Below are 25585 nucleotides of genomic sequence, written 5' to 3'. Positions count from 1 at the left end.
GCTTTCGTTCAAAGGCGCTGCTTTATATCGAGCCGTTTTTTCACTTTTTTCGTTCTTCACCCTATTGAATGACTCCTAAAATAGATATATAGTTTTAGAGACAGGATTACATTTCAAATCATTCTGTTTTTTGTAAACTAGTTCAGCAATTTGATTCATCTATTTACCCTATTAGGCGAGGAGAATGCAAATGGAAAAATTGATGTTTCATCCGCATGGTAAAGAGTTTCATCACAATCCTTTTTCAGTTTTAGGACGATTTAGAGAGGAAGAGCCCATTCACCGATTTGAATTAAAACGGTTCGGAGCCACATATCCGGCCTGGTTAATTACCCGATACGATGATTGTATGGCCTTTTTAAAAGACAATCGAATTACAAGAGACGTAAAAAATGTGATGAACCAAGAACAAATCAAAATGCTCAACGTTAGTGAAGATATCGATTTTGTATCCGATCATATGCTGGCAAAAGATACACCTGACCATACCCGCCTGAGATCACTTGTTCATCAAGCATTTACTCCCCGAACCATTGAAAATCTGCGCGGTAGCATTGAACAAATTGCTGAACAGCTTTTAGATGAAATGGAAAAAGAAAATAAAGCGGATATCATGAAATCCTTCGCTTCCCCTTTGCCTTTTATTGTTATATCTGAATTGATGGGAATCCCAAAAGAAGATCGGTCACAGTTTCAAATCTGGACCAATGCGATGGTTGATACCTCTGAAGGTAATAGAGAGCTGACAAATCAGGCCCTTCGTGAATTTAAAGATTATATCGCCAAGCTGATCCATGACAGAAGGATAAAGCCAAAAGACGATTTAATCAGCAAACTTGTGCATGCTGAGGAAAACGGCAGCAAGTTAAGCGAAAAAGAGCTCTATTCGATGCTGTTCTTGCTCGTTGTAGCCGGCCTTGAAACAACTGTTAACTTACTCGGCTCAGGCACCCTCGCATTGCTGCAGCACATGAAGGAATGTGAGAAGCTCAAGCAGCATCCTGAAATGATCGCTACAGCGGTTGAAGAATTGCTGCGATACACCTCACCTGTCGTTATGATGGCAAATCGGTGGGCCATTGAAGACTTTACATATAAGGGGCATTCGATCAAAAGAGGAGACATGATTTTTATAGGCATTGGATCTGCCAATCGCGACCCGAATTTTTTTGAAAACCCCGAAATATTAAATATAAATCGGTCGCCTAACAGACATATTTCTTTCGGTTTTGGCATTCATTTCTGCTTAGGAGCGCCTCTTGCCAGGCTGGAAGGCCACATTGCATTTAACGCACTTCTGAAGAGATTTCCTGATATTGAACTTGCGGTTGCACCTGAAGACATTCAATGGAGAAAAAATGTCTTTTTAAGAGGATTAGAAAGTCTCCCTGTTTCACTTTCAAAATAACATTCAAAACGCCCCCTTTTAAAAGAGGGGGCGTTTGTGTTTTCTCAGCGCTTCACCAATTCATCTGTTTCTTTTTCTTCCCTCGCTTCATGTTTCTTCCGGAAAGCCTTAAGGAAATTCGCATTCACTACTCCCCTGTTTGAATAGAGCTTTTCGCAAAATTCTAACATGGCTGTTGACGCTTTCGGTTCGGTTAATATCATGAAGTGGTTGCTTGAATCGACATCCACCAGGTGGAAATGGGGAATTTGCCGCTCCCATTCCTCCCAATAGGCAGCTTGATCAAACGGTTCTTTTTCATTTGATAGAGTGAAATAAGTGTCTAAATCACCAAAGAAAGACCTGCTTTTGTTGCGGAAATAATAACATTTTACCGTCTCAGGATCAGGGAGAGGCTTAACAGTGTACGACTCCAAATCATAGGCGCGCTGTGTTTTCATCATTTGCTGAGCCTGCGCACGTATTTGCTTATCTGGTTTGTTTAGCCCTCGTTCTTTTGCCAAGTCAATCAACTCAGACAGGAATTCTTCATCCTCTAAGCTTATGTCCACCTCTTCACGGCTGATGAGAACATCCGTAAGCTTTTCCCGTTTCGCAATCGATGCCAGCATCGTATTAATTGTTTGCAGCATTGACGTTTTCATAGATGCCTCATTCTCTTTTGTCTCAGAACGATATGGGGAGTCAACCATCACCATGCTTTTGACAGCAAGGCCTTGGCTTTGCAGCTGGCGAGTGACTTCATATGCAATCATCCCGCCTAAGGAATATCCGCCTACATCATAAGGACCTTCAGGCTGTATGGATCGAATGATCTCTATATAATAGGAAGCCATTTGTTCAATTCCGTGCAAAGGCGCAGAATCAGTCATGAATCCTCTGGCTTGAATGCCGTAAAAAGGGCGCTGGCTCTTTTGTGCAAATTGCTGATAGATTTCAACTCCTCCTACTCCGCCATGGAACCAAAAGACAGGGCGCCCCCGCTTGCCGTCATTTAACGGTATCAATTCCGGAAACGTGCGAGCTTGATCATTTTGTAAGGATGTATCCTCCTGTTTCTTTGCGATCAAGTCCATCATGTCCTGAACAGTATGGCATGCTTGAAGCTCCGTCAAGGCAATGAGAGGGTCCACCTTTGATTGCAATTGCTGTAATAACTGTATGCAAGAAATTGAATCAAATCCATACTGCTGCAATGGCTTATGAGGCTGCAGTTCATCTGGATCCATCCCTAGTACAGTTGCTAATATGTGATGATCACTGTTGTTGTTGATACGCTCATCCTGTGAAACAGAAGGCGTACTCTCTACTGCTTGAAAGCCGTTCCAGCAGCTTCTCTTTTCAAATGGATAGGTTGGCAACGGTATTCTGCGGGCACCTTTTCCTTTATAAAGCTTCTCCCACGGGATTTGCACCCCTTTTGTCCAGCAAAACGCGATCTTTTCAAGGTTGTTTTCAGACAACAAAGTCTCGATCACCATTTCTCTTAATGGACCATCCAGCAAGGCTTCGAGATCTGACGAGCCATTTTCTGCATTTCCGCTAAAGACAGGTACAGAACTTTTCGGCTTATCGCCTTTTTCTGTAGCTAAGCAGTCTTGCAAGCCGATTACCAGTTCTTCTTTACTGCGGACGACGAGCGCCAGGCGGTCTTCCATTTCCTCTCGGCCGGTTTGGAGTGTATAAGCATAATCTTGTAATGACAGTGCTTGTTGTTTATTCACATAGTCAAACTGCTGTTGAACAATTGCTTTTAGCCTGTCTTGATTCTTTGCAGAAAGAACTACAATGTGGGCACCATTCTCACTCATACTAACCGGTGGTTTTGGTAAAGGAATATATTCTTCTAAAATGACGTGCGCATTTACGCCTCCAAAGCTATAGCTGTTGATACTCGCTCTGCGCGGAATTTTTTTGCCTGCATCGTCACTTAAATCCCTCCATTGCTGATTCTCGGCAGTCACTCGGAAACGGGTGCCCTTTATTGACACCTGGTCATTCAAAGACGAAAATCCGGATATGCCTGGTATTGTTTGATGCTTCATCGCCATGCTGACCTTCATAAGAGCAGCCATGCCTGAGACGAGTTCACCGTGACCGATGCTCGGCTTTAAGCTGCTGATATAACATGGCGCTTCCTCCCGTACTTCCTGTGGAAGTTCCAATTCGAGCTGACTGCAGCCTGACTTTAACGCCTCTATTTCTATCGCGTCTGCCAATGGAGAGGCGATCCCATGCGCTTCTATATAGGTCACCGTTTTGGGATCAATTTGCGCTCCTTGATAAGCCTTCAGCATTGCATCCTTCATGCCGGCCGGATTTGGCGCGTGAAGTGACATTCCCCTGCCGCCATGCGATACACCTGAACCTTTAATAACCGAATAAATATGATCGGAATCTTCAATGGCTTTTTGCAATGGTTTAATGATGAGAACTCCTGCTCCTTCACTTCTGACAAAGCCATTTGCATCTGCTTGAAAGGATTTGGCCTGCCCTTTCTCACTCAAATAGCCCATTGAGTCGAAGCCAATAAAGCCTTTTGGTGAAAGCAGCAAATTCACAGCCCCGACAATGGCTTGCTCACATTCGCCGTTTCGAATGGACTGTATAGCTCTGTGCAAAGCCACTAGAGCTGAGGAACAGGCAGCTTCATAATATTCACTTGGCCCTTTTACATCAAGCGCATAGGATATACGGTTTGGAATTAGGGAAGGAACCACAGCTGTATCCGTATTGCCGGCTGCGACAAATACTCCTGTCGGGCGGCTGGATACAACCTGCCCTGTTAAGCCTGCATCTTCCATCGCCTTCCATGCATGTATCAAGAGCAGAAACTCCTGTGGGTCCATATTCGCCGCTTCTTTAGGCGATATGCCAAAAAACAGGGGATCAAACTCACCTATTCCTTCTATAAAACCGCCCCATTGAAGGCTTGATTGCCCTTCCTTATCGGCTGCGGCATATTTGCGCCAGTCCCAGCGTTCTTTCGGCACTTCAGAGACACAGTTCTTTCCCTGGATAAGGTTATCCCAAAATTCCGTTACACTGTTTGCTTTCGGAAACTGTCCCGACATGCCGATAATGGCTATGCCGTCTGCCGCGTGTTCGATTGTTTTATCCGTGTTCGTCTCGTATGCCGGAATCTGTTTCATTTGGTTTTCGATTTGAGCTGGGCGTTCTTCCTGCTGATGAGCTTCACCAAACAGCTGAGCAAATGATGCTTCATGTTTGTCCGCAAAAAAGTCGATTAGCTCTTGAATAGTCGGATACTCAAAAAACAGAGTCGGATTTAATTCGATCTTTGTCTCTGCTTCCATCTCCTTTGTCAGTGCAACCAATTGAGAAGAATCGATTCCAAAATCCATGATATGCGCTTTTGCAAGAGACAATTTTGACGGATCGGCCATGTTTACTGCCAGTTTTTCTGTTACATAGCTTCTGATACGACCTTTCAGATTGCTGGCTTTGATGGCCTTATTTTGATTTCCTCTTTGATTCGAAATACGAAGCTGTTTAAGCGAGTAGCCCGAGTAGTGCAGCACTGTTTCTGACGACTCATTGATCACATCTACATCAAACAGCAGCATGTCACCTGTATTCTTAACCAATGTAATCAAAAGCCAGCAATCCCCTTTTATCGTTTGCTTTGTAAACTGGATATCATTGATTCCAAACGGCAGGAAGCCGCCTGTCATGTCAAACTGCTCTAAGAAACTGAGGATAGCCAAGTACGCGCTGTTTGTCATCAATGGGCTTACAGTGTAATGGTGCCCGTTTGCCAGCCCGCTTTGGGGCAGGCGAATTTTTGCCAGTATAGACTTGTGATCTCTGTAGAGATGAGTAATTGTCTTAAATAACTCTCCCCATTCAGGACCGTTTCCGGTTTTATACATCTGATCGATGTGATGAAGCTTAGTTAATGAATGCTTAACGTTCTCGATATTAACTTTTTTTGGCTCAAAAGAACCGATTCCGCATTGTCCGATTGCGGCAGGCTTCCACAAACCAGAGGACGGCTCGCGATACATGATTTGCAGTTCTATGACTTGATCTTTTTGCAGCGGCTTTGCCTGAAGTTCAACGGTCTCGCCTTGTTTGATGACAATTGGACTGATATAACTTAATTTGCTGATACGGCCGCTGTTTTCCTCAGGGAACAGGTTAAAAAATGCTTCAATGGCCAGACTGCCATATGTGGCACCGACAAGCACCCGTTCATTGTTGAAGACGTGTCCTTGAACGTAAGGCTCATCATAAGTGAATTGATCTTGAATGACCGGCTGATTGATATTGTCTTCAACATCTGACGATTTCTCATTGATAGACGATACATCGAAATGAAATGGTGTATTATGGTCAAATGCATAGTGAGGCAGATGAACCCAGCCTGATCGGTTCCCTATACCAGCTTCTTTAAAAGCAATCGATGCCCCTTGTGCCCATTGCTCTGCTGCGTTTATTTCTCTATCCCTAGATGCTGATTCCGCACATGGCTGTAAATCGAATGATGTATAGATGCCTTGCTGGAGTGAGCTTTCTCTTGATGTTCGGAATATCTTTAGTTTTTCGATCAGCTCTTGAGTCGATGCCACTGTAAATGCAGCCCTATGCTCTAAATTATGGTTTCTCCTGTGTAAAGCCTGTACAACGGGTTCAATATCCAGAGAAGCTTCCTTCTCTAAAAACAATTGCATATTTTCTAGATAGCTAAGCAGGCTCCATTTTGTTTTGGCTGAAAAAACGGCAGTGAATTCCTGCTGGCGGGGAGCGATATGTTCTTTCTCAGGGGCCGTCTCCATATATTCTTCTATAATAAGATTGGCATAGGCTCCCCCCGCTCCGAAGGAATTGATCATGCTTCTGCGAGGCAATTGTTTTCCAGTTTCGGGATCATTCAATCGATGCCATGGCTCTGTTTGTTCCTGAAGATAGAAAGCCGTGTGCTCCAGCTTAATATTTGGATTGACAGGCATCGCATTAATTGTCGGCACCAGCGTCCCTTTCTTCATTTGCAGCAGCACTTTTGTCAGCTGAGAAATACCGGAAGCCGCCTCTAAATGCCCCAGATTGGATTTGACAGAGCCTATCGCACAAAACTGTTTCTTGTTTGTATATTGTTGAAACGCGTTTGTTAAGGCAATTACTTCAATAGGATCGCCCAGCGCCGAACCATTTGCCGCCGATTCAATATAGCCGATAGTCTCTGGATCAATGCCCGACCGCTGAATCGACTTGACAATTAACTTTGCTTGCTGCTTCGGGTCCGGAGCTGTATACATCTGTCTTCCGCCGCTATGGTTGGCAAAACTGCTTTTGATCACAGCGTAAATATGATCCCGATCTTCCATCGCCTTCGAAAGCGGTTTTAACAGGACAGCTCCGATGCCTTCCCCGGGAATAAGCCCGTTTCCTGTGCCAAAACTTTTGCTTTGATTGCCGCTTCCCAGCAGATTGGCACGCTCCAAAGAATCATATTTAGAGAGATCGAGTGTTAAATTGACACCCCCAGCAATCGCCATTGAGCAGTTTTTCAATTTCAGGCTTTCACATGCAAGATGTATGGCGTTTAATGAACTAGAGCATGCTGAGCTGACAGCGATACTCGGTCCGGTCAGGTTAAAAAAGTGGGAAACGCGATTTGCAATGTGCCAGTCTCCCCCATTTGAGCTGAGGACTGCCTGCTCTAAAGATGGGATATTCCAAAAATACTGGTTATACATATTCCCTATAAAAACACCTACTCCGTCATCATCCCGCAATTTATCCAGCCGGGTTCGCGTATAGCCGCCGTCCTCAAACGTTTCCCAGACGGTTTCTAAACATAAACGGAGTTCCGGTGTCATTTCCATCACCCGGTTTTGCTCCACCTCAAAAAGCTGATGGTCAAATGCCTCTATATCTTGTAAAAATCCGCCATAGCGTTTCTTATTTGCCGGCTTTTTTGGATCTTTTGATAATGTTTTCAATAAAGATGTGCGCCATCTGGATTCCGGTGCCTCTGTAATACAATTGTCTCCGGCGATTAAATGCCCCCAAAGCTCTTCTAAACTGTTAGACATCGGATAGCGCCCGCTTACCCCGATTATTGCGATATCTTCTGTACTAGAATCATTAAAATGTATTCCTTGCAAATTACTTGTCTTTTCTTTTTTTGGTGGTTCGGTATTTGCTAGCTGAGTTTCAGTGACTTCCTGCTCTGTAACAAAGCGGCGTGTATGAAAAGTAAATGGCTTATTAGGATCTGTACGCTCTGTTTGAAGTGGAGCTTCATTTTTTGCAGGCTTCGTTTTTTCCTTTAACAATGCTGTCCGGAGCTTATTTTCATGCCCCTTTACTAAATATTCGACGAGTTCTTTTGTATTGTTATGTTCAAATAAAATGGTTTTTGGAAGCTCTCCCGTCACTTTTTCTAATTCACGAATGAAATTCACCTGCAAAATCGAATCAATTCCATACTTCTCAAATGTCGTATCTTCGTGAATACGTTCTGGTGATAGTTTGATTGATTTTGCCAGCGTATGCTTCACAAATTGTGCCGTTTGTTCGATGAGAGAATCGCTTTCCTGTGAATAATCGATTTCAGCATTCATTTGTATATGGCTTAGATCTTCTTCTAACCCCGTTCTCTTCTTTTGACGGACGACTCCGTTACTTTCAGCGGCAATGATCTGCTGGCCGAGCTGATGCGTTTGTTCAGCCATAAAGGAAACATAGCGAAATCCCTCACTCTCAAGCACCATTTTCCAAGTGTCTGGATACAGCCCCGGGCAGCCCGGTATGCGAAGATCAGGGTCCTCATAGAGCCACCAGCCTTCCAAAAGGCCGAACGTCAAATGCGAGTATATATTATGATCACTTATTTCATTTAAAAGGAGCAGCCCGTTTTTTTTCAAAACTGCTTTTGCATTTCGCAATGTCTGCCGGATATTTTTTGTGGCATGAAGCACATTTGCTGCGATGACCGCGTCGTAGCCTCCCGCATCAATATGCTGTTCAGACGCCGGCTCCTCGACATTAAATCGTTTATATGTCAAATATGGATTGTCAGGACCATACTTATTTTCTGCATGCATTAAAAAAGCTTTAGACAGATCTGTATAACAATATTCTTTTATATGTGGCTGCCATGCTTTCAATTTTTGAAAAACAGCCGCGCTTGTCCCGCCGGTTCCGGCTCCGATTTCTAATATTCGAATCTTCGCCTCAGGCTCTTGCTTCAGACGTTCTTGCAGATAGGCTGTTAACGTATCTGCAAGAACATCATTAAAATAGTCTGCGACTTGATTGTTTTTATAGACCCCTTCTACTAAATCCATAGATGAATTCGGAAACAGGATATCGGTGGCTGACGCCTTGCCGGTCAGAATCTCCGGCAAGGCTTTAAGTGCTGTCTCCACCAATGTCACCATGGCTTTCATATTATTGTCTTGAAGCAGGTCAGATTTTTGTTCATTCCATTCTTTCCACAGCTCGCTCATGGTGCCTATTGAGCGTGTTGGAACATGTCCGTTCTCCGTTCGCTTCAAAAATTGCTGCCGTTCTAAAATTGATTGGCTTTCTTCGAACCATCTGCCATAGAAATTCTCCAATACCGGCTGGGATTTACTTTCTGTGAAAAACCCTATGGACTGTAATTGTGCGAAAAGCATTTTACAGAGAATGTCTTCTGTGTTCAGCATTGGCGCTTCCCCTCCTATAACAGTTGTTGAATCTTTGTGCTGTCACCCGGGTGATAGCTTCGCAGCTTTTGAATGGCGGAGCCGTGAGTTTCCGGGTACACTTCAATCGTTTCTTCTGTCTGTTCCGCTTCATCATTCGTTTCGTTTGCCATTTTCATCATTACTAGCTGCTTCAGCGGTCCCCCGAGCAGCAATTCCAAAGCTTCCATTGCTTCAGGGGCTTCAATTGAGCCTATGCCTGCCTGAGCCATTCTCTTCTGGTAATCCGGTGATGAAACAACACCAATGCTTCCCCAATAACTCCAATTCATCACGGCCACTGTACAAGGCCATACGTGAGACAGCCGCTGTGCAAAAGCATCCTTAAAACTGCAGCCCGCAGCGTAATTGCTTTGTCCGGAAGCTCTTGCAAACGATTGTACGGAAGAGAAAAACAAAACAAAATCCAGTGGTTCATGCCGGAAAACTTGGGCCATTCGCACGCTTACATCAACCTTTGCAGCAAGAACGTTTCTGAAACATTCCTCACTCATATTCATCAGGCTTCGGTCTTGTAAGACAATCGCAGAATGGATGATGCCGTTGATTTCTCGATGCGTTTGTTTCATTGTTTCATACGCTCGTTCTAATTCCTCTCGGTTAGCCGCATCAGCTTGAATGTAATACGGGGCTGGCCCTAGACGCGCAAGTCTGTCCAGCTTGCTTTGAATGACTGCATCCTTTTTCCTTCTGCCAATCCAAACGATCTGCGCCCGATATGTTCTGATCATATATTCACTCCACGCCTCACCAATACCGCCAGCTCCGCCTATGACAACATAAACACCTCCGTGCTTATACTTCGTGTGCACCGGTTGATTGTTGTGTACTGGAATCAAACGAAGCTTATGCCAGACCTTGTCTCGATAGGCCCACGTATTCCCTTCTTGATCGGCAGGCAAGGAAAGGAGTTGAGATAACGGTAGGTCTTCGTATTTTTTAACATCGATCAGCTTTGTCTGCCAATTTGGATATTCTTTTGACATTGAACCGATCAGGCCGTGCACCCCGGCATCGACCGGGTCGACAATATCATGCTGATCAACATATTGTGTGTTCACCGTCACGACCGTCCAGCTTATCTCCTTCTGTCCATAGCCTAAAGAAAGCATTGCCTTAATGAGCCTATACATTTGAATGACGCCTTGATCTTGGGCTTCAATCATTTCATCGCCGACTTCGCACTCTGTCACACGAGAAGGAGACATCCACACGATGTGGTCAAACGATCCGAGTGCTTCAAGCTGTCCTGCAATTCTATGAATTGATGCGTTCGGCTCAATGTACAGCTCCTTGGCAAATGGGATCTGCCTTTGAACAGCTTTTCTGCTGTTGTCATCCCCTCCGAGGATGACAACACGCTCATCAGCAGGCGAAATGATCCTCTTCTCCAGCTGCACTCGATCCCATATCGGCGCCATAAGAAGCGCTCCGTTAAGAGTTGCTTTGGAGTTTCCTAGTGATGTCGGCCCGTCTGGCGGTTGTATGCCTTCTTCCAGCAGCCTTGAGGTAATCCCCTTGATTCTTACACACACTCGGCCTTGTTCATCACACAAATCAATATCCAGTCTCTGTATTTTGTCCTCATTAGGACGAGATGTCACAGACACCCACATTTTATTTGTACACGGGCTGAATATTTCTAGCTCTTGCAGCGCAAAAGGCAGAGAAAGCTGCTCGTCACCGGAATTCAGCTTTAGCCCGATCGACGCTTGTAAAGCAGAATCGGCCATACTTGGATGAAGAACGAATTCATTCAGTGTGTGAGTTACACCATCAGGCAGAGAAAGATCTGCCAAGGCTTGATTGCGGCCGATGTAAAGCCGATCTATCCCTTGAAAACCAGGTCCGTAGTCAATGCCGATCGCCTGAAACAATTCATAACATTGGTCGTGTGAGAGTGTGCTTAAACTGCATTGGTCTTGAAGCACGCTGATATCCTGGACTGGAATGTCTCCTGCCCCGCGGATTGAAGCACTGCCTTGACAATGTATCTTTCGATCATTGTGTGCAGCCTCTGTATAGACGTTAAAAGCAATCTCGCCGTCCTGCTGGGGATTTAGACTGATATCCACTTGAACAGGCTGGCCGTCCGCCACAATCGGCTGCACCCACACAACATTTTTGATGTGAATAACAGATTGTTGATCTTCGGTTCTTCTCACTGCTCTTGTAACGGCAGCATGAACCATCTCAAGATATGCCACGCCCGGCATAACCGGTTTTCCCTTCACCTTATGATCGGCGAAAAAGAACTCAGCACCTGTAAAGGCCGAGCTGAAACGCTGCTCTGACAAATCAGATGTGTTGACATGTATCAATGGATGAAAAGCTGCTGATTCGACTGTTTTTAAAGCTGTTTGATGGGCGGCTGCCTCCTCTTTCGTATCCGTTATCCAGTAGCGTTCTTTCGCAAATGGATAGGTAGGGAGGCTGATGCGTTTCGGCTGTTTGCCGTCATACAGTTTACTCCAGCCTATTTCCATGCCTTTTACCCATAAATCAAGCAGTCTTTCATATATGTGAGGCTCCCAGCTATTGTTGAGCGTTTTCTGTACTTCGTCATCTGATCTCAATGTTTGTGCGATACCTTTTTCTGCTCTGCCTCTGTACATGTACTTCGCATTGGTGCCCCCTTCTATAAAGAGGTTCAGTTTTTCCAGCAAGTCCCCAGTCGAGATAGCGATGATCCCTAATCTCTCCTCCATTGCATCACGCCCCTCTTGGAGTGTATAAGCAATATCAGTGAGGTCACGAGCAGTGATAGATCGTTTGCTGATAAAGTCTGCTAATTGCCGGGCTTGGTCTTTCAGACGATCTTCATCCTTTGCCGACAAAATAAAGATGCCCGGGTGCTGTGCTGTCACAGCTGGTGCTGTTGCAGGATGGGTTGTTTCTTTCGGAATATATTCCTCAATGACCACGTGGGCATTGACGCCGCCTATCCCGAATGAACTGATACCTGCGCGGCGCGGCAGCTCTCGGCCGGCTTCATCCCGAAGCGCCTGCCATTCTCTCGATTCCTGCACAATATAAAACGGGCTGTCATCCAGTCTGATATACGGATTAACAGTTTCACTGTACAGACTTTTGACAAGCGTTTTATGCTTGAGCTGCAATAACACTTTAATGACACCCGCCACACCGGCCGCCAGCGATAAGTGACCGATGTTTGTTTTCGCTGACCCAAGTCCGCAATGGTTGCCATGAACAGCCGGGTCCCCCGTTTTTTCATACAGCTCTTTAAATGCCGCTTTTAAGCCGTTGATTTCTACTGGATCGCCCAGCTCGGTTCCAGTCCCATGCGCTTCAATATAAGTTACGGTTCTTGGATCAATTCCCGCTTTTTCATATGCTGTTTTTACGACATCCGCCTGAGCTTTCGGATTAGGAGTCGTTAGAGAATTTGCGCGGCCACCGTGGTTTACCGCACTTCCTTTAATGACACCGTAAATATGATCACCGTCTCGTTCAGCCGCTGTCAGCTTTTTCAGAAAGAGAATGCCGGCACCTTCACTGACTGCGAATCCATCGGCTTTTTCAGAAAATGTTTTGCATCTTCCTTCTTTGCTCAGCGCCCCGGCCTTATCATAGGCGATATGGCCTTGCGGAGTTACGACCGTGTTGACCCCTCCCGCAATCGCCATTTCACAGTTTCCATTTTCAATGGCGCAAACCGCATGATGAATGGCGACCAAAGAGCTTGAGCACGCAGTGTCGATCGGTTCACTCGGTCCATGAATGTTCAGGAAATAACTGACTCTATTCGGTCCTGCAGAAGGACTCATATTCGCAGCCGCTGAGCCTTCGATGTCTACATTTGACAGAAGTGAACTGTACCCTGTGTTTCCTGTCCCGATGAAGATTCCCGTTTTGGTTCCTGCCAGGCTTCTCGCTGAGTGTCCCGCTTCTTCTACCGCCTTCCACGCATAGGTCATTAACAGGCGCTGCTGAGGCTCCATCTGCTCAGCCTCCAGCGGAGATATGCCGAAGAACAATGGATCAAACTCAGCTACTTCATCAATAAAACCGCCCCATTTGACGTTTGTTTTATTCGCTTCTTTCAGAGGGTCTCCGTAATACTCCTGCCAATCCCAGCGGTCTTTTGGAACCTCTGTAATACAATCTGTGCCCGATGACAGGTTCTCCCAATATTCCTCAACGTCTTTTGCCTTTGGGAAAACGCCGCTCATCCCAACAATCGCAATAGGCTCAGGTTTGTGATCAGCTTCCTTTTGCATTGGTGTTACCGAAGGTTTTACAAAGCGGTTTTCAGTCGAAAACGTCATATTTTTTATATTCTGTTCGACAGGCTGCATCAGCACCTCAGCTTTGGCAGGCGTTTGAGCTGTAAAAGCATTTGGATATTCTTCTGACAGATACCCTGCAAATGCATAAACAGTTGCGTGCTCAAAGAAGATCGTAGGCGTAAGATCCAGCTTGTACTTCTCATTCAGTGTATTTGCGAATTCAGTTAACGTAATCGAATCAAATCCATATTGATTAAACTCCATGTCCGGGTCAATCTCTTCAGGTTTGATTTTGAGCAATTGAGAGATTGTTTGCTTTAAAACTTCTTGAATGTGGTCAAACATATTCCCTTGATCCATTCTCGCTTCAGATGTCACCGGTACTTGAACTGTTTTCATTGGTACATCATCAGAAGACGGCTTTTGAGTCAGCTTTTCCCTCATCATGTCTTTGATTCCTTCCATGACGATGACTTGATCTTTGCCAAATGCCAAACCTTTATACAGCGCTTGAATGCCGGTCTCGGTCCGCATTGGAGTCACACCTGTGTTTTTCAACGTCATGTTTTCAATTTCTTTATTCGCGCGCATGCCGCCTTCTTTCCAGAGCGGCCAATTGATTGACAACGTTTGTCCGTGCCTGTACATGGCGGTTACAAGCGCATTTCGGTAAGCAGCATAACTGTCCATAAATGCATTAGCCATTGCATAATCGGCCTGTCCCGCGCTGCCGGCAACACTTGATATTGAAGAAAAGAGGATAAAGAAATCTAACGCAAGATGCTCGGTTGCCTCATCCACATTCACAAGCCCTTTCACCTTAGGAGCGAGAACTTGTGTCAGCTCTTCATTGGTTTTGCTCATAAGATAGTTATCTTTAATCAGCCCAGCGCTGTGAATGACACCATTCAAGTCTTCGTAATCAGACGTAATGCTTGTAATAAGCTCGGAGGCTGCTTCCGTTTGTGTCACGTCAACCTGCCTGTATTCTGCGCGAGCCCCTAATTGCTGAAGTTCGTTAAGCTCCGCCTGCTGATCCGCATTCAACGCGGATCTGCCTGTCAGAATGAGCACAGGCTGTTCGGCTTGGCGAGCAATCTCTTTTGCAAAAATAAACCCAAGTCCTCCTGCGCCGCCCGTGATGAGGTATACACCTTTATCTCTCCACGGCATGCTTATTTCCCGATCATCTATTTGCATTTCATCCAGATCATTGATGTACCGTTTGCCTTTTTCATATTTGATGTGCTGATCTTCTGTGTGCCTTTTATTCTCTTTCAGTTTTTCTATTACACTTTCAATATTTTCATGTGAATCGATTTCAATCGTCTGGCCGATTAGTTTTTTATTCTCCAGGCCGGCGGTTTTAAGGAGCGCCGATAGCCCTGAGAATGAGTACTGCTTTCTTTGTGCAGAGGTAAGCAGCTGGACCAGAACATTGCCCTGAGGTCTGCTTTTGAGAAGACCCTGGATCGTCTCAAGCGCTTGTTCGGCATAATCTTGGAACCTCTCTGCAAGTCCTTCGCGGAATGACTCCAAAACGATGCATTCCGCTCCTGTCATTCTTGATTCAATGCGATCTTTTGAGAGGCCATTCATGTCGCAAAGCATGACAATGTGCCGTTCGTAATGAGGCTCAGGACTTTCTTTTTTAAAATCCTTAGGCACCCATTTTTCTTCAAACATCAGGGTTTCCAGCGTTTGATCAGATTCCGCCGATCCAGAGCCGCCTTCTGCTGCTCTGAAAGATAATCCTTTCATCCGTACGCAAACATTGCCGCTCTCATCTAAAATATCAATATCGCGCTTTTGCACCTTATCAGTTGCCTTGCTGCCTTGGCTGTATCTTGCGTATACCCACATTTCTGAAGAACATGCTCCGAAGACTTCAAGCTCCTGCACCGCAAAAGGCAGTGTCAGCTGGTTATCCCCGGCGCCTGTCAAAATGCTTGACGCCTGCAAAGCAGAATCCATCAGCCCAGGGTGCATGTTGTATTGGCTGAGCGTATCTGCAGCTGACGGATGCAATGACAATTTTGCCAAAACAAATTGTTCAGCTGTATAGATTTTTTTCACTCCGCGATAAGCAGGACCATATTCAAATCCAATCATTCGATAGGTGTCGTATACTTCGTTTACGCTGAAATGACTTTCCTGACACTGCTCCCGCAGAGATTGCAAATCAACCGCCGGCAAATTTTCAGCAGGATTCAATACCGCGCTGCCTTGACTGTAGACGATTGACTGTTCGCCAGTAACGTCTGAATGACCATAGATTTCATAAGAGATCTCACCATTTTCTCCCGGTAAAAGCCTAATGTGTACTTGCTGCGGCTGATCCTCTACAACAATAGGCCGCACCCACACCGCATTCTTTAGCTTCATGATGCGCGGTACATCTTGTATCTCTGCGGCCTGCTCAACAGCTGCCCGCGCCAATTCAAGATGAGCCACTCCCGGCAAAATCCGTTGGCCTTTCACAACATGATCAGCAAGGAAAAACTCTTCTCCCGTATAAATAGAGCTAAACCTTTGTTCCGAGAGATTCGATGTGTTTTGATGCATTAATGGATGCAGCATGGCTCCGCCAAGGCGGGAGGCTGCTTGATTTGCATCAATGCTGCCGCTTTTTTCAATATGATCAGAGATCCAATAACGGTCTTTTGCGAAAGGATACGTCGGCAAGCTGATGCGCTTTGGCAGATTCTCGCCATACAATTTCGTCCAGTCTACATCAAGCCCCTTTACCCATAATTCAAGCAATTTTGCATACTTTCCCCGTTCCATCCATTTCTCGACGGCTTCTTGAATCTCTTCGTCCTCTGTCAGTATTTGGAGTGTGCCTTTATCAATCCTTCCTTTAAATACATCCTCCACACCGCTTTTGCCTGCTGCAAAGTCTTTTAACTTTTGCTGTACATCCTCAATGGAACCGGAAATAATCCCGAGACGTTCTTCCATCGCATCCCGTCCGGCTTGCAGTGTATAAGCGATTCGGGCGAGATTTACGTCACTATATGTTTGCTTATCAAGCGCATCTGCCAGCTGCTGTGCATGTTCTTTTAGCCGCGCTTCATTTTTAGCCGATAAAACGAAGATACCCGGATGTTCCGGCGTGATGGATGGTATATTCTCATCGGATGCTTCCGGAATATATTCCTCGATAATCACGTGGGCGTTTACCCCGCCGATTCCAAATGAACTGACACCTGCCCGGCGAGGAAGCTCTTCTCCCCGTTCATTTTTCAGCGCTTTCCATTCTTCCGTTTCCCGTACGATATAGAACGGACTGTTTTTCAGCTGAATGTATGGATTCACGTTTTCGCAATGCAGACTTTTCACTAAGGTTTTATGCTTAAGCTGCAATAATATTTTAATAACTCCTGCTGCACCGGCTGCCAGCGATAAGTGGCCGATGTTTGTCTTTACAGACCCTAATCCGCAGTAAGGATTGGCTGATGTGTCTCCTTCATTTACACCCAATGCTTTAAAAGCTGATTTCAAACCGTTAATTTCAACCGGGTCTCCAAGCTCCGTCCCGGTTCCGTGGGCTTCAATGTAGGTCACGGTTTTCGGATCGATTCCCGCTTTTTGATATGCCGACTGAATAACATCTGCCTGCGCCTTCGGATTGGGAGTCGTTAAAGAGGCTGCACGGCCGCCGTGATTGATTGCACTGCCTTTTATGACTCCGTAAATGTGGTCTCCCGCTTCTTCAGCCGCTTTTAATTTTTTCAGGAACAGTATGCCGGCACCTTCCCCATGCGCAAAACCATCGGCTTGATTTGAAAACGTCTTGCATTTTCCTTCTTTGCTCAGTGCACCCGCCTTATCAAAGCTGATATACACCTCAGGAAGGATAATCGTATTTACACCGCCGGCTAATGCCATGTCACAAGTGCCTTCCTCAATTGAAGAGATGGCATGGTGGATCGCCACTAGTGAACTTGAGCACGCTGTATCAATCGGTTCGCTCGGCCCGTGCAGATTAAGGAAATAACTGACCCGGTTCGGACCGACCGATGGGCTCGTATTGGCTGCTGCCGATCCTTCTATTGCCGAGTTCGCTTTAGATAGAAGAGAGCTGTATCCTGTATTTCCCGTTCCGATGAAGACGCCGGTTTTTGTGCCTGACAACCTTTTCGCCGAATATCCTGCATCTTCGATCGCTTTCCAGGCGTAAGTCAGCAGTAAGCGCTGCTGAGGTTCCATTTGTTCAGCTTCACGCGGGGAAATGCCAAAGAATAATGGATCAAAATCTGCAATTCCGTCAATAAAACCGCCCCATTTCACGTTCGTTTTATTGACTTCCTTCGCCGGATCACCTTCATATTCACGCCAATCCCAGCGATCTTTCGGGATTTCCGTCATGCAGTCTTTGCCTTCTTTTAAGATGTTCCAGTACGCCTCAACATCTTTCGCCATAGGAAAAATCCCGCTTATGCCCACAATGGCAATTGGCTCAGGCCCAGCATCACTCTGTATAGCGTTTGGTAGCACGACTTGCTGCTTTCTGCGTCTTTTAGCTTTGGCACGCACGGCTTGTTCCTGTTTCGCAGCAGGCTGAAGCTGAGCCGATGCAGCGCGCACAGCAAATGTCTTCGCAAATACCGATTGATATTCTTCTGACAAATGCTTGCCAAACGCATGAATCGTCGGGTGGTCAAAAAATACGGTTGGCGTCAGCTCTAACTGATAGGCGCGATTGATATGGTTGGTGAATTCAGTCATGGAGATAGAATCAAAACCATACACCGTCATCTCGGCATGATCATCAATCGTTTCAAGCTTGACCTTTAACTGCTTGGCGATCTCTCGCTTTAACATCGCCTTTACTTTAACCAGCAAACTGTCTGTATCAATGCTATTTATTTGTTCAGTCATGTGTTCTGCTTCCTTCTTTTCCATAGGTGCTGAGGCGTTTTTTGCCAGCATGTTTTGTTTTATTTTCTGCACATCGCCTTCGATCACCATTACTTGGTTTGCCTCTGAATGAAGTGCTTGATATAATGCCTGAATTCCTTTTTCCGCCCTCATAGGAACAATACCGGCCAGTTGCACAAGCCTTTTCTCAATTTCTTGATCGACCTGCATGCCTCCATCTCTCCATAAAGGCCAGTTTACAGAAAGCGTCTTCCCATGCCGCTGGCTGAGGCCGGCAAGCCTATTTCGATAGCCTGCATACATATCCATAAATACATTGGCTGCCGCATAGTCAGACTGGCCAATGCTCCCTAAACTTCCTGAAAGAGATGAAAAGAGAATAAAGAAGTCTAAAGGCAAATCCTTGCTCGCTTCGTCTAGATAAACAAGCCCTTTTACTTTAGGCGCCAGTACATCGTGCAGATCTTTTGCCTGTTTATTAACCAGGTAGCTGTCCTTGATGATTCCGGCACTATGAAGAATACCGTTCAGACGGCCATATCTTTTTTGAATGTCGTCAATAAGCTGATAGACTTCAATTTTATTGGTAACATCTGTTTGCCGGTAGGTGATGTCAGCCCCCTTGCTATGAAGCTCTTCCAGCTTTGTGCTTTTGCTTTCGCTAAGAGGTGAGCGGCCCGCCAGAATGACTGTCGCATTTGTCGTTTGTTCCGCAATTTCCTTTGCAAAAATATGACCTAGTCCGCCGGCACCTCCTGTAATGAGATAAACGCCATTGTCTTTCCACGGTTTGCTGCCGACGCCTTTTGCCTGTTTGATTTCACGCCAATCAGCAATATACCGTGTCCCGTTTTGATATTTGACATATGAATCGCCGCTCATTTGATTTTCTAACAGTTTGCCAGCGATGCTTTCTCCACTTTCTTCACCGCTGACTTCAATCATTTGGCCGGTTAGTTTGGCATTTTCCTGACAAGCTGTTTTCAGCAGTCCTGTCAACCCTGAAAACAATTGCTGTTCTCCCTCTGCAGAGGTTACGATCTGAACGAGAATGCCGTCCTTCGGTTTCGTACGAATGATCTCTTGTACCTTTTTAAACACTTGTTCTGTATAAGAATGGAAACGCCCATCTACTGAAGAAGGCCTTGCTTCCAGGCTGTATACATGGACATCCTCGATGGCTGCTTCAATCTGTTCTCTCGTCTCATGATCATATTCACATAGGAACACGAGATGCTCTGCATATTTTTTTGCTGCCGCGCCTTCAGCTGCCTTTTGTTCTTGCCAAACGGGCTGAAGCAATAAAGTTTCAGCGTTCATTTTTGATGGTTCGGTTTGTATATCTGCCTCCATCACTCTCGTCGAAAATCCTTTCATCCGCACGCAAATCGTGCCATGCTCATCGTATAGATCAATATCGACTTTCTGTATCAAATCTCCCGGTTTGTTTTTCGAGTTGAATTGAACATAAACCCACATGTCAGAAACGCACTGACGAAAGACCTCAAGTTCCTCCAGGGCAAATGGCAGTGCTGCCTTAAAGTCTTCAGTGTCTGAAAGTTCCGCTCTGACGACATTTTGCAAATATTCAGCCGCCTGTAACGCCCCGTCCATTACACTTGGATGAAGAACATAATCGCCCAACGTATGTGCAACAGATTCCGGCAGTGATAATTTTGCAAGCAGCTGGCCGTCACCTTTATATACGGCCTCTACACTCTTGTAACCTGGACCGTAATCGGCGCCGATCATCCCTTCATAAAACGAGGCAGCATCCATTCTGCTTTGATCACATTGTTTCTTGATCTTAGAAAGATCCAGTGCTTTTTCTCGCTTTAACTGAATCAATTCCGCTATACCTTGGTTATATACAACTGGTTCTGCATCAGCGGATTCCAGCTCGCCATACATCCGATAAGCAATGTGTCCGCCATCTTCATCGTAAAGTCCGATATTTACCTGAACCGGCTCACTTCCTGCTACAACCGGGCGAACCCACACGACATTTTTCAGCCTGATTCCAGTTTCATGATCCTCCAATCCGCCAATTCCTTGTTCTATAGCGGCTATTGCCATTTCAAGCGTGACCGCCGCCGGCAAAATCGCCATGCCTTTAATGACATGCTCGGCAATAAAATACTCTTGTCCTGTGAAAATGGAGCTGAAACGCTGCTCTGACAGAACCGATGTATTATGGTGCACCAAAGGATGCAAACGAGATGGTTCAATTGTTGTGATAGCGCCGGTGCTGCTTTCAGGCCAGTAGCGTTCTTCGGCAAAAGGGTATGTCGGCAAGCTGATGCGGCGTGGCTTTGTATTTGGATAGAGCCTGCGCCATTCAACGTGAAAGCCATTTGCCCACATCTCGGCAAGCTTTCTCAATTCTTCTTTTGATATCCGTGATGAAGCCATATCATCTGCTTCAGCAGTTCCAAGCAGCTGTTCAGCGGATGTCATTCTCGTTTTTTCTCCTCGAATACAGCCTTCTGTGAGCGGCTTTCCAGTCACAAAAGCTTCCAGCTGATGTTTCCATTCTTCCAGATCGTTCACTATAAAAACGATCCTGTTATCCATTGCTTCACGGCCGACTTGGAAGGTATATGCAATATCTCTTAAAGAGAAATGCCTTTGCTCGTCTTGTCTGATATAGGACAGCATTTCCTTCGCGTATACTTGGAGCCGTTCACTATTTTTAGCTGATATAGGAATGATGTAAGGCTGATTGCCTTCGTTTTCGGTACCTGCATCAGAAATGTTTTCATATTGCTCAAATATTGCATGGGCGTTAGTTCCGCCAAGGCCGAATGAGCTCAGAGCCGCCCGGTGGATACCTGAGTGTTTCTCTAACGATTTTCGTTCACGGACAACATAAAAAGGAGAGCTTTCAAACTTTATATCCGGATTCGGCTCCGTACAGTTGATAGTCGGTGCAAGTTCATTATGGTATAAACTCATCGCAACTTTAATGCATCCGGCTAACCCCGCAGCTGTATCCAAATGGCCAATATTCGTTTTCACTGAACCGATTCCGCAAAATTGTGTTTTGTCGGTGTATTGCTTGTACACTTTATTTAGAGCAGACATTTCAATAGGATCGCCTAATTTCGTTCCCGTCCCGTGTGCTTCAATATAACTGACCGTTTCAGGATGGATCTTGGTTGTATCCAATACATGCTGTATCACTTCTGTTTGGCCTTTTACACTTGGCGCATAGAAGCCTGCCTTCTCTGCCCCATCATTATTGATGCCTATTCCGCGCATAATGGCATAAATATGGTCACCGTCTTGTACGGCATCCACAGCTTTTTTCAGCAGGATGACTGCTACGCCTTCACCTCCGGCCATTCCGTCTGCCGAAGCATCGAACGCCTTCACATGCCCGTCGCTTGAAAAATTCAACCCGTTTTGGTGCACGTAGCCGATCGCTGATTGTGCGTGCAATGTTGCGCCTCCGACAAGCGCATATTGTGATTCGCCCGATGTCAGGCTTTTGTATGCTTGATATAAACCGACTAGTGATGAAGAGCAGTTAGAATGAACAAAATAGCTTGGCCCTTTTAATCCGAGCTTATGTGAGATCATGGTCGGAATGGTTCCGCTTTGGGCTAAAACCCATGAGACATAGCCATCCGGTGATTCATGTCCTTCTGTTGTCTCCTTCGGCAATAACGTTCTATATGAATTGCTGCTTGCAGACATATATACACTTGTTGCCGGAATCTCCTTAGCCACATATCCTGCATCTTCAATCGCTTTCCAGGAGTGCAGCAATAAGAGGCGGAGCTGAGGGTCCATATACTCAGCATCTTTTGGCGAAATTTGAAAGAAACTGGGATCGAATAAGTCTTTCCCTTCGATCACAGATTGCACCGGCACATAGTCAGGATGCTGTATCAATTCTTCGGGAACTCCATTTGCGCGAAGCTCTTCTTCAGAAAAGAATCGTATGCTTTCTTTGCCTTCTTTGATGTGGTTCCAGAAGTCATGATGATTTTTCGCACCCGGGAACTGGCAAGATATCCCCACAATCGCAACACTGTCGTCAAAATAAGGAGGAATCGTCTGTTCTAGGTGTTTTCTATCTTTTTTGACATCCTGATGATCTTCATTTTGTGTCCCGGCTAGATCTGAGTTTTTCATCTCCAAAATGTATTCACTGATTGCACGGATCGTGGAATACTCAAACAGCTCAGTAACATGAAACTCACAATCGAATTCTTTTTTGATTCGTTCAGCCACAGCTACAGCCAGAAGCGAATCGCCGCCCGCATCGAAAAATCCGTCTTCCGGCCCAAATCCGCTGACCTTGAGCGTTTCCTCCCAAATGCGCAGCACCTGATCCTCTATTTCCGTTAATTGCAAGTGATTTGGTTTCCTTCTGTTGAACACGATCTCACGTTTTTCTAATTCTCTACGGTTCACTTTTCCGCTGGGCGATAATGGAAGCTCATCTAAGCGGATAAAGTGTGAAGGTATCATATATTCCGGCAGACTCGATTTTAGATGATGGCGCAAATCTTTTGGATTGGCAGAGGCATGTCCGCTTTCCTCTGTATAATAAGCAGCGAGCTGTTGATGGCTCTCCAGCTGCTTCACCACTACCGCCTGATCTAAAATGCCCGGAAATTCACTCAGCTTTGTTTCTATTGCGCCCAGCTCGACGCGAAAACCGCGTATTTTGACTTGGCTGTCAATCCGTCCCAAGTATTCTATGTTGCCGTCAGGAAGCCACCTTGCTGAATCACCCGATTTATATAGCTTCGTCCCTGGTTCAAAGGGATTATCAATAAATTTTTCAGCCGTAAGCTCCGGCTTTTTAAAGTAGCCTCTTGCCAAACCGGCTCCAGCGATGCAAAGCTCACCAGGCTTTCCGATCGGGACAGGCTTCAAATGCTGGTCCACAATATAAATTTTCGTGTTGGAGACAGGCTTTCCAATCGGTGTATGGTGACTTGCGATATCTCCTTTTCCGCATCCGAAATACGCAGCGTAAATGGAGGCTTCCGTCGGTCCGTATATATTTTCAACACGGCAGTTTGTAAAGAGTGATACCGCCTTTTTCACTAATTCTTTAGGGAAGGCTTCACCTGCAACCATCATATACTTCAGCGGTCCGTCCTCTGTGAATCGCTTGTTGTCTTTCGCCATTTCTAAAAAAACATGCAGCATGGCCGGCACAAAATTAATGTGAGTCACTTTATATGTTTCAATATAATCCATGCTAAGCTGCGGTGATTTCTCCCCATTAGGCGGAAGAATCACTAGACGGCCGTCTCCAATAAACCATCCGAATAATTCTGAGATCGATACATCAAACACATAGTTCGTCTTCAATAAATATGCATCCTCAGCCGTTACAGGATAGTGAGATTCAAGAAAATTCAGGGTATTCATAATGCTCCGATGCTCTACCATAACCCCTTTAGGCTCTCCGGTGCTTCCCGATGTATAAATAATATAAGCGAGGTGTTCCGGTTTTACTTCCCGCTTTAAACCGCTGCTTTGCTGGTCTGTATAACCGTTTCGGCAAGCTAACTCGATATTGATCGCTTTTACATGGCTGCCAGTTAATCCGCTGATCCTCTCATGAACGTTAGGTTGGGTGAGGACAATGGATGCCTGACTGTCTTTGAGCATGTACTCTAATCGTTCTTGCGGAAAACTTGGATCTAACGGCATATACGCTCCGCCAGCTTTCAGTATTCCTAAAATTCCGATGATCATATCAAACGAACGCTCTGCACAAATGCCAACGGGCTGTTCAGGTCCAACACCCTGATGTTGAAGGTAGACTGCCACAGATGTGCTTTTTTCATCTACTTCTTTATATGTAAGTGATCTGTCTTCAAACATCACAGCAACCGCATTGGGGGTTTGTTTCGCTTTTTCCTCAAACACCTCATGTATACACTTGTCATTTGCAATGTTTGTCCCTGTCGCATTCCATTGTTCCAGCAAACTAGTTTGTTCTTGATTTAATTGCAAAGAGTAAGCTTCAAGCGGCAAAGACGGGTCCTCCATCATGTGCTGCGCGAGCTTCATATAGTTCTCCATCATGCTTTCAATGGAGGACAGTTCATACAAATCAGGGTTGTACAGAAGATGAAGCACTGTTTCATTTTGTTGCTCATATATTTCGAGTGCCAGCTCAAATTCACCCTCTTGCCGAATGTCTTCAATATATTCGATGCCAAGCGTTTGATACGGTTCGAGCACTTTTTGCAAGCCTGTTGCCTGAAAAAAGTTTTGGTACAGAAAGGCTGTTTGAAAAACCGGAGAATCCGTGGCCGAGCGGTCTACATTCAGCTCTCTTACCAATGCAGGGAACGGAAACGCCGCATGATCCAGACCGTCAGCCATTGTCAGCTGCAGCTCCCGAATAAATGCTGTTAATGGCTGAGCTCCGATATTCTTGCTCCGAACAGCCATCATATTGATAAAATAACCGATTAGGGTTTCAAATCTGTCTTCTTGCCGACCCATTGTCGGAACGCCGACAATGATATCCTTTTGTTTTGTATAATGGTGCAGCAGTACTTTGTAAATGGAGAGAAACACAACCGATTCATTCACATGATTGGTGCGGGCAAACGATTTAATTTGATTTCTCAGGTGATGGGGGAGCAAGCTTTTATAAGCTTGCCCCTTGAATTTTCGTGCTGAAGACCGCGGACGGTCAGCAGGCAAATCAAGAACTGGCAGACTCCCAGACAACTGTTCTTTCCAGTAAGCGAGATGCTCTTCCCCTTCTCTGCCAGTCAGCATCCGTTTTTCCCAATCGACAAAATCGTAATAATCAGCTGTTAATGGCTGCTGCAAGGGCTCAATCCCATTCAGTAATTGTTGATACGCTTCGAATAGCGCCGATATCAATGTCAGCATCGACACACCATCAAATATGATATGGTGAATTGTTATAAGAACAATGCATTCTTCTTCTAACCGTTGAAAAAGATGTGTGCGCCATAACGGACCAGCTTCCAACTGGAAAGGTTCTTTTGCTTTTTCTTTTAGAAAAGACAAAATATCTGCTGATTTTATTGCTGATATATCCTCTTCCACAAAACAAAGATCCTTTGATAACTGAACCGATTGAAATGGAACGCCATTCTCTTCTTGAATCACACTGGCTAAGACTGGATATTGTTTCTGTACAAACAGAAGGGCTTTCTTGAACGTCTCTGCATGTATTGGTTTGCTGAAGCGAAAGCATAAAGGAATATTATATGCACTCATCCCAGGAGACATTTTTTGAAGCATCCACAGCCCTTTTTGCCCTTCTGAAAGCGGGCTTTTCAACTGCCGCTTCATGCCTTTAAGATGTT

Annotated in this window: 3 protein-coding genes; 1 reads left to right on the top strand and 2 read right to left on the bottom strand. The window is 45.4% G+C overall.

Going from position 1 to position 25585, the window contains the following annotated elements:
- Window positions 1–190 precede the first annotated feature (190 nt).
- A complete protein-coding gene (locus AC0OMU_RS05830; RefSeq protein WP_474240963.1) occupies window positions 191–1408 on the top strand; it encodes a cytochrome P450 family protein in 1218 nt (405 codons plus the stop codon).
- Between the two features lie 44 nt (window positions 1409–1452).
- Here the strand turns inward: AC0OMU_RS05830 and AC0OMU_RS05825 are convergent, their stop codons facing one another.
- Both AC0OMU_RS05825 and AC0OMU_RS05820 read right to left on the bottom strand, forming a co-directional pair.
- Entirely contained in the window at window positions 1453–9087 is a 7635-nt protein-coding gene (locus AC0OMU_RS05825; RefSeq protein ID WP_474240962.1) for a beta-ketoacyl synthase N-terminal-like domain-containing protein, read from the bottom strand.
- 14 nt (window positions 9088–9101) lie between these two features.
- A complete protein-coding gene (locus tag AC0OMU_RS05820) occupies window positions 9102–25571 on the bottom strand; it encodes an amino acid adenylation domain-containing protein (RefSeq protein WP_474241185.1) in 16470 nt (5489 codons plus the stop codon).
- Between the last annotated feature and the right edge of the window lie 14 nt (window positions 25572–25585).

The sequence above is a fragment of the Bacillus sp. FAU18 genome (assembly GCF_056033885.1).
Note: the sequence above shows the minus strand (reverse complement) of the source record. Positions and strands in the feature narration are given on the sequence as shown.

Coding starts and splice junctions, on each gene's coding strand:
- AC0OMU_RS05825 (WP_474240962.1), bottom strand. CDS start 9,087: ATGCTGAACACAGAAGACATTCTCTGTAAAATGCTTTTCGCACAATTA.
- AC0OMU_RS05820 (WP_474241185.1), bottom strand. CDS start 25,571: ATGAAGCGGCAGTTGAAAAGCCCGCTTTCAGAAGGGCAAAAAGGGCTG.
- AC0OMU_RS05830 (WP_474240963.1), top strand. CDS start 191: ATGGAAAAATTGATGTTTCATCCGCATGGTAAAGAGTTTCATCACAAT.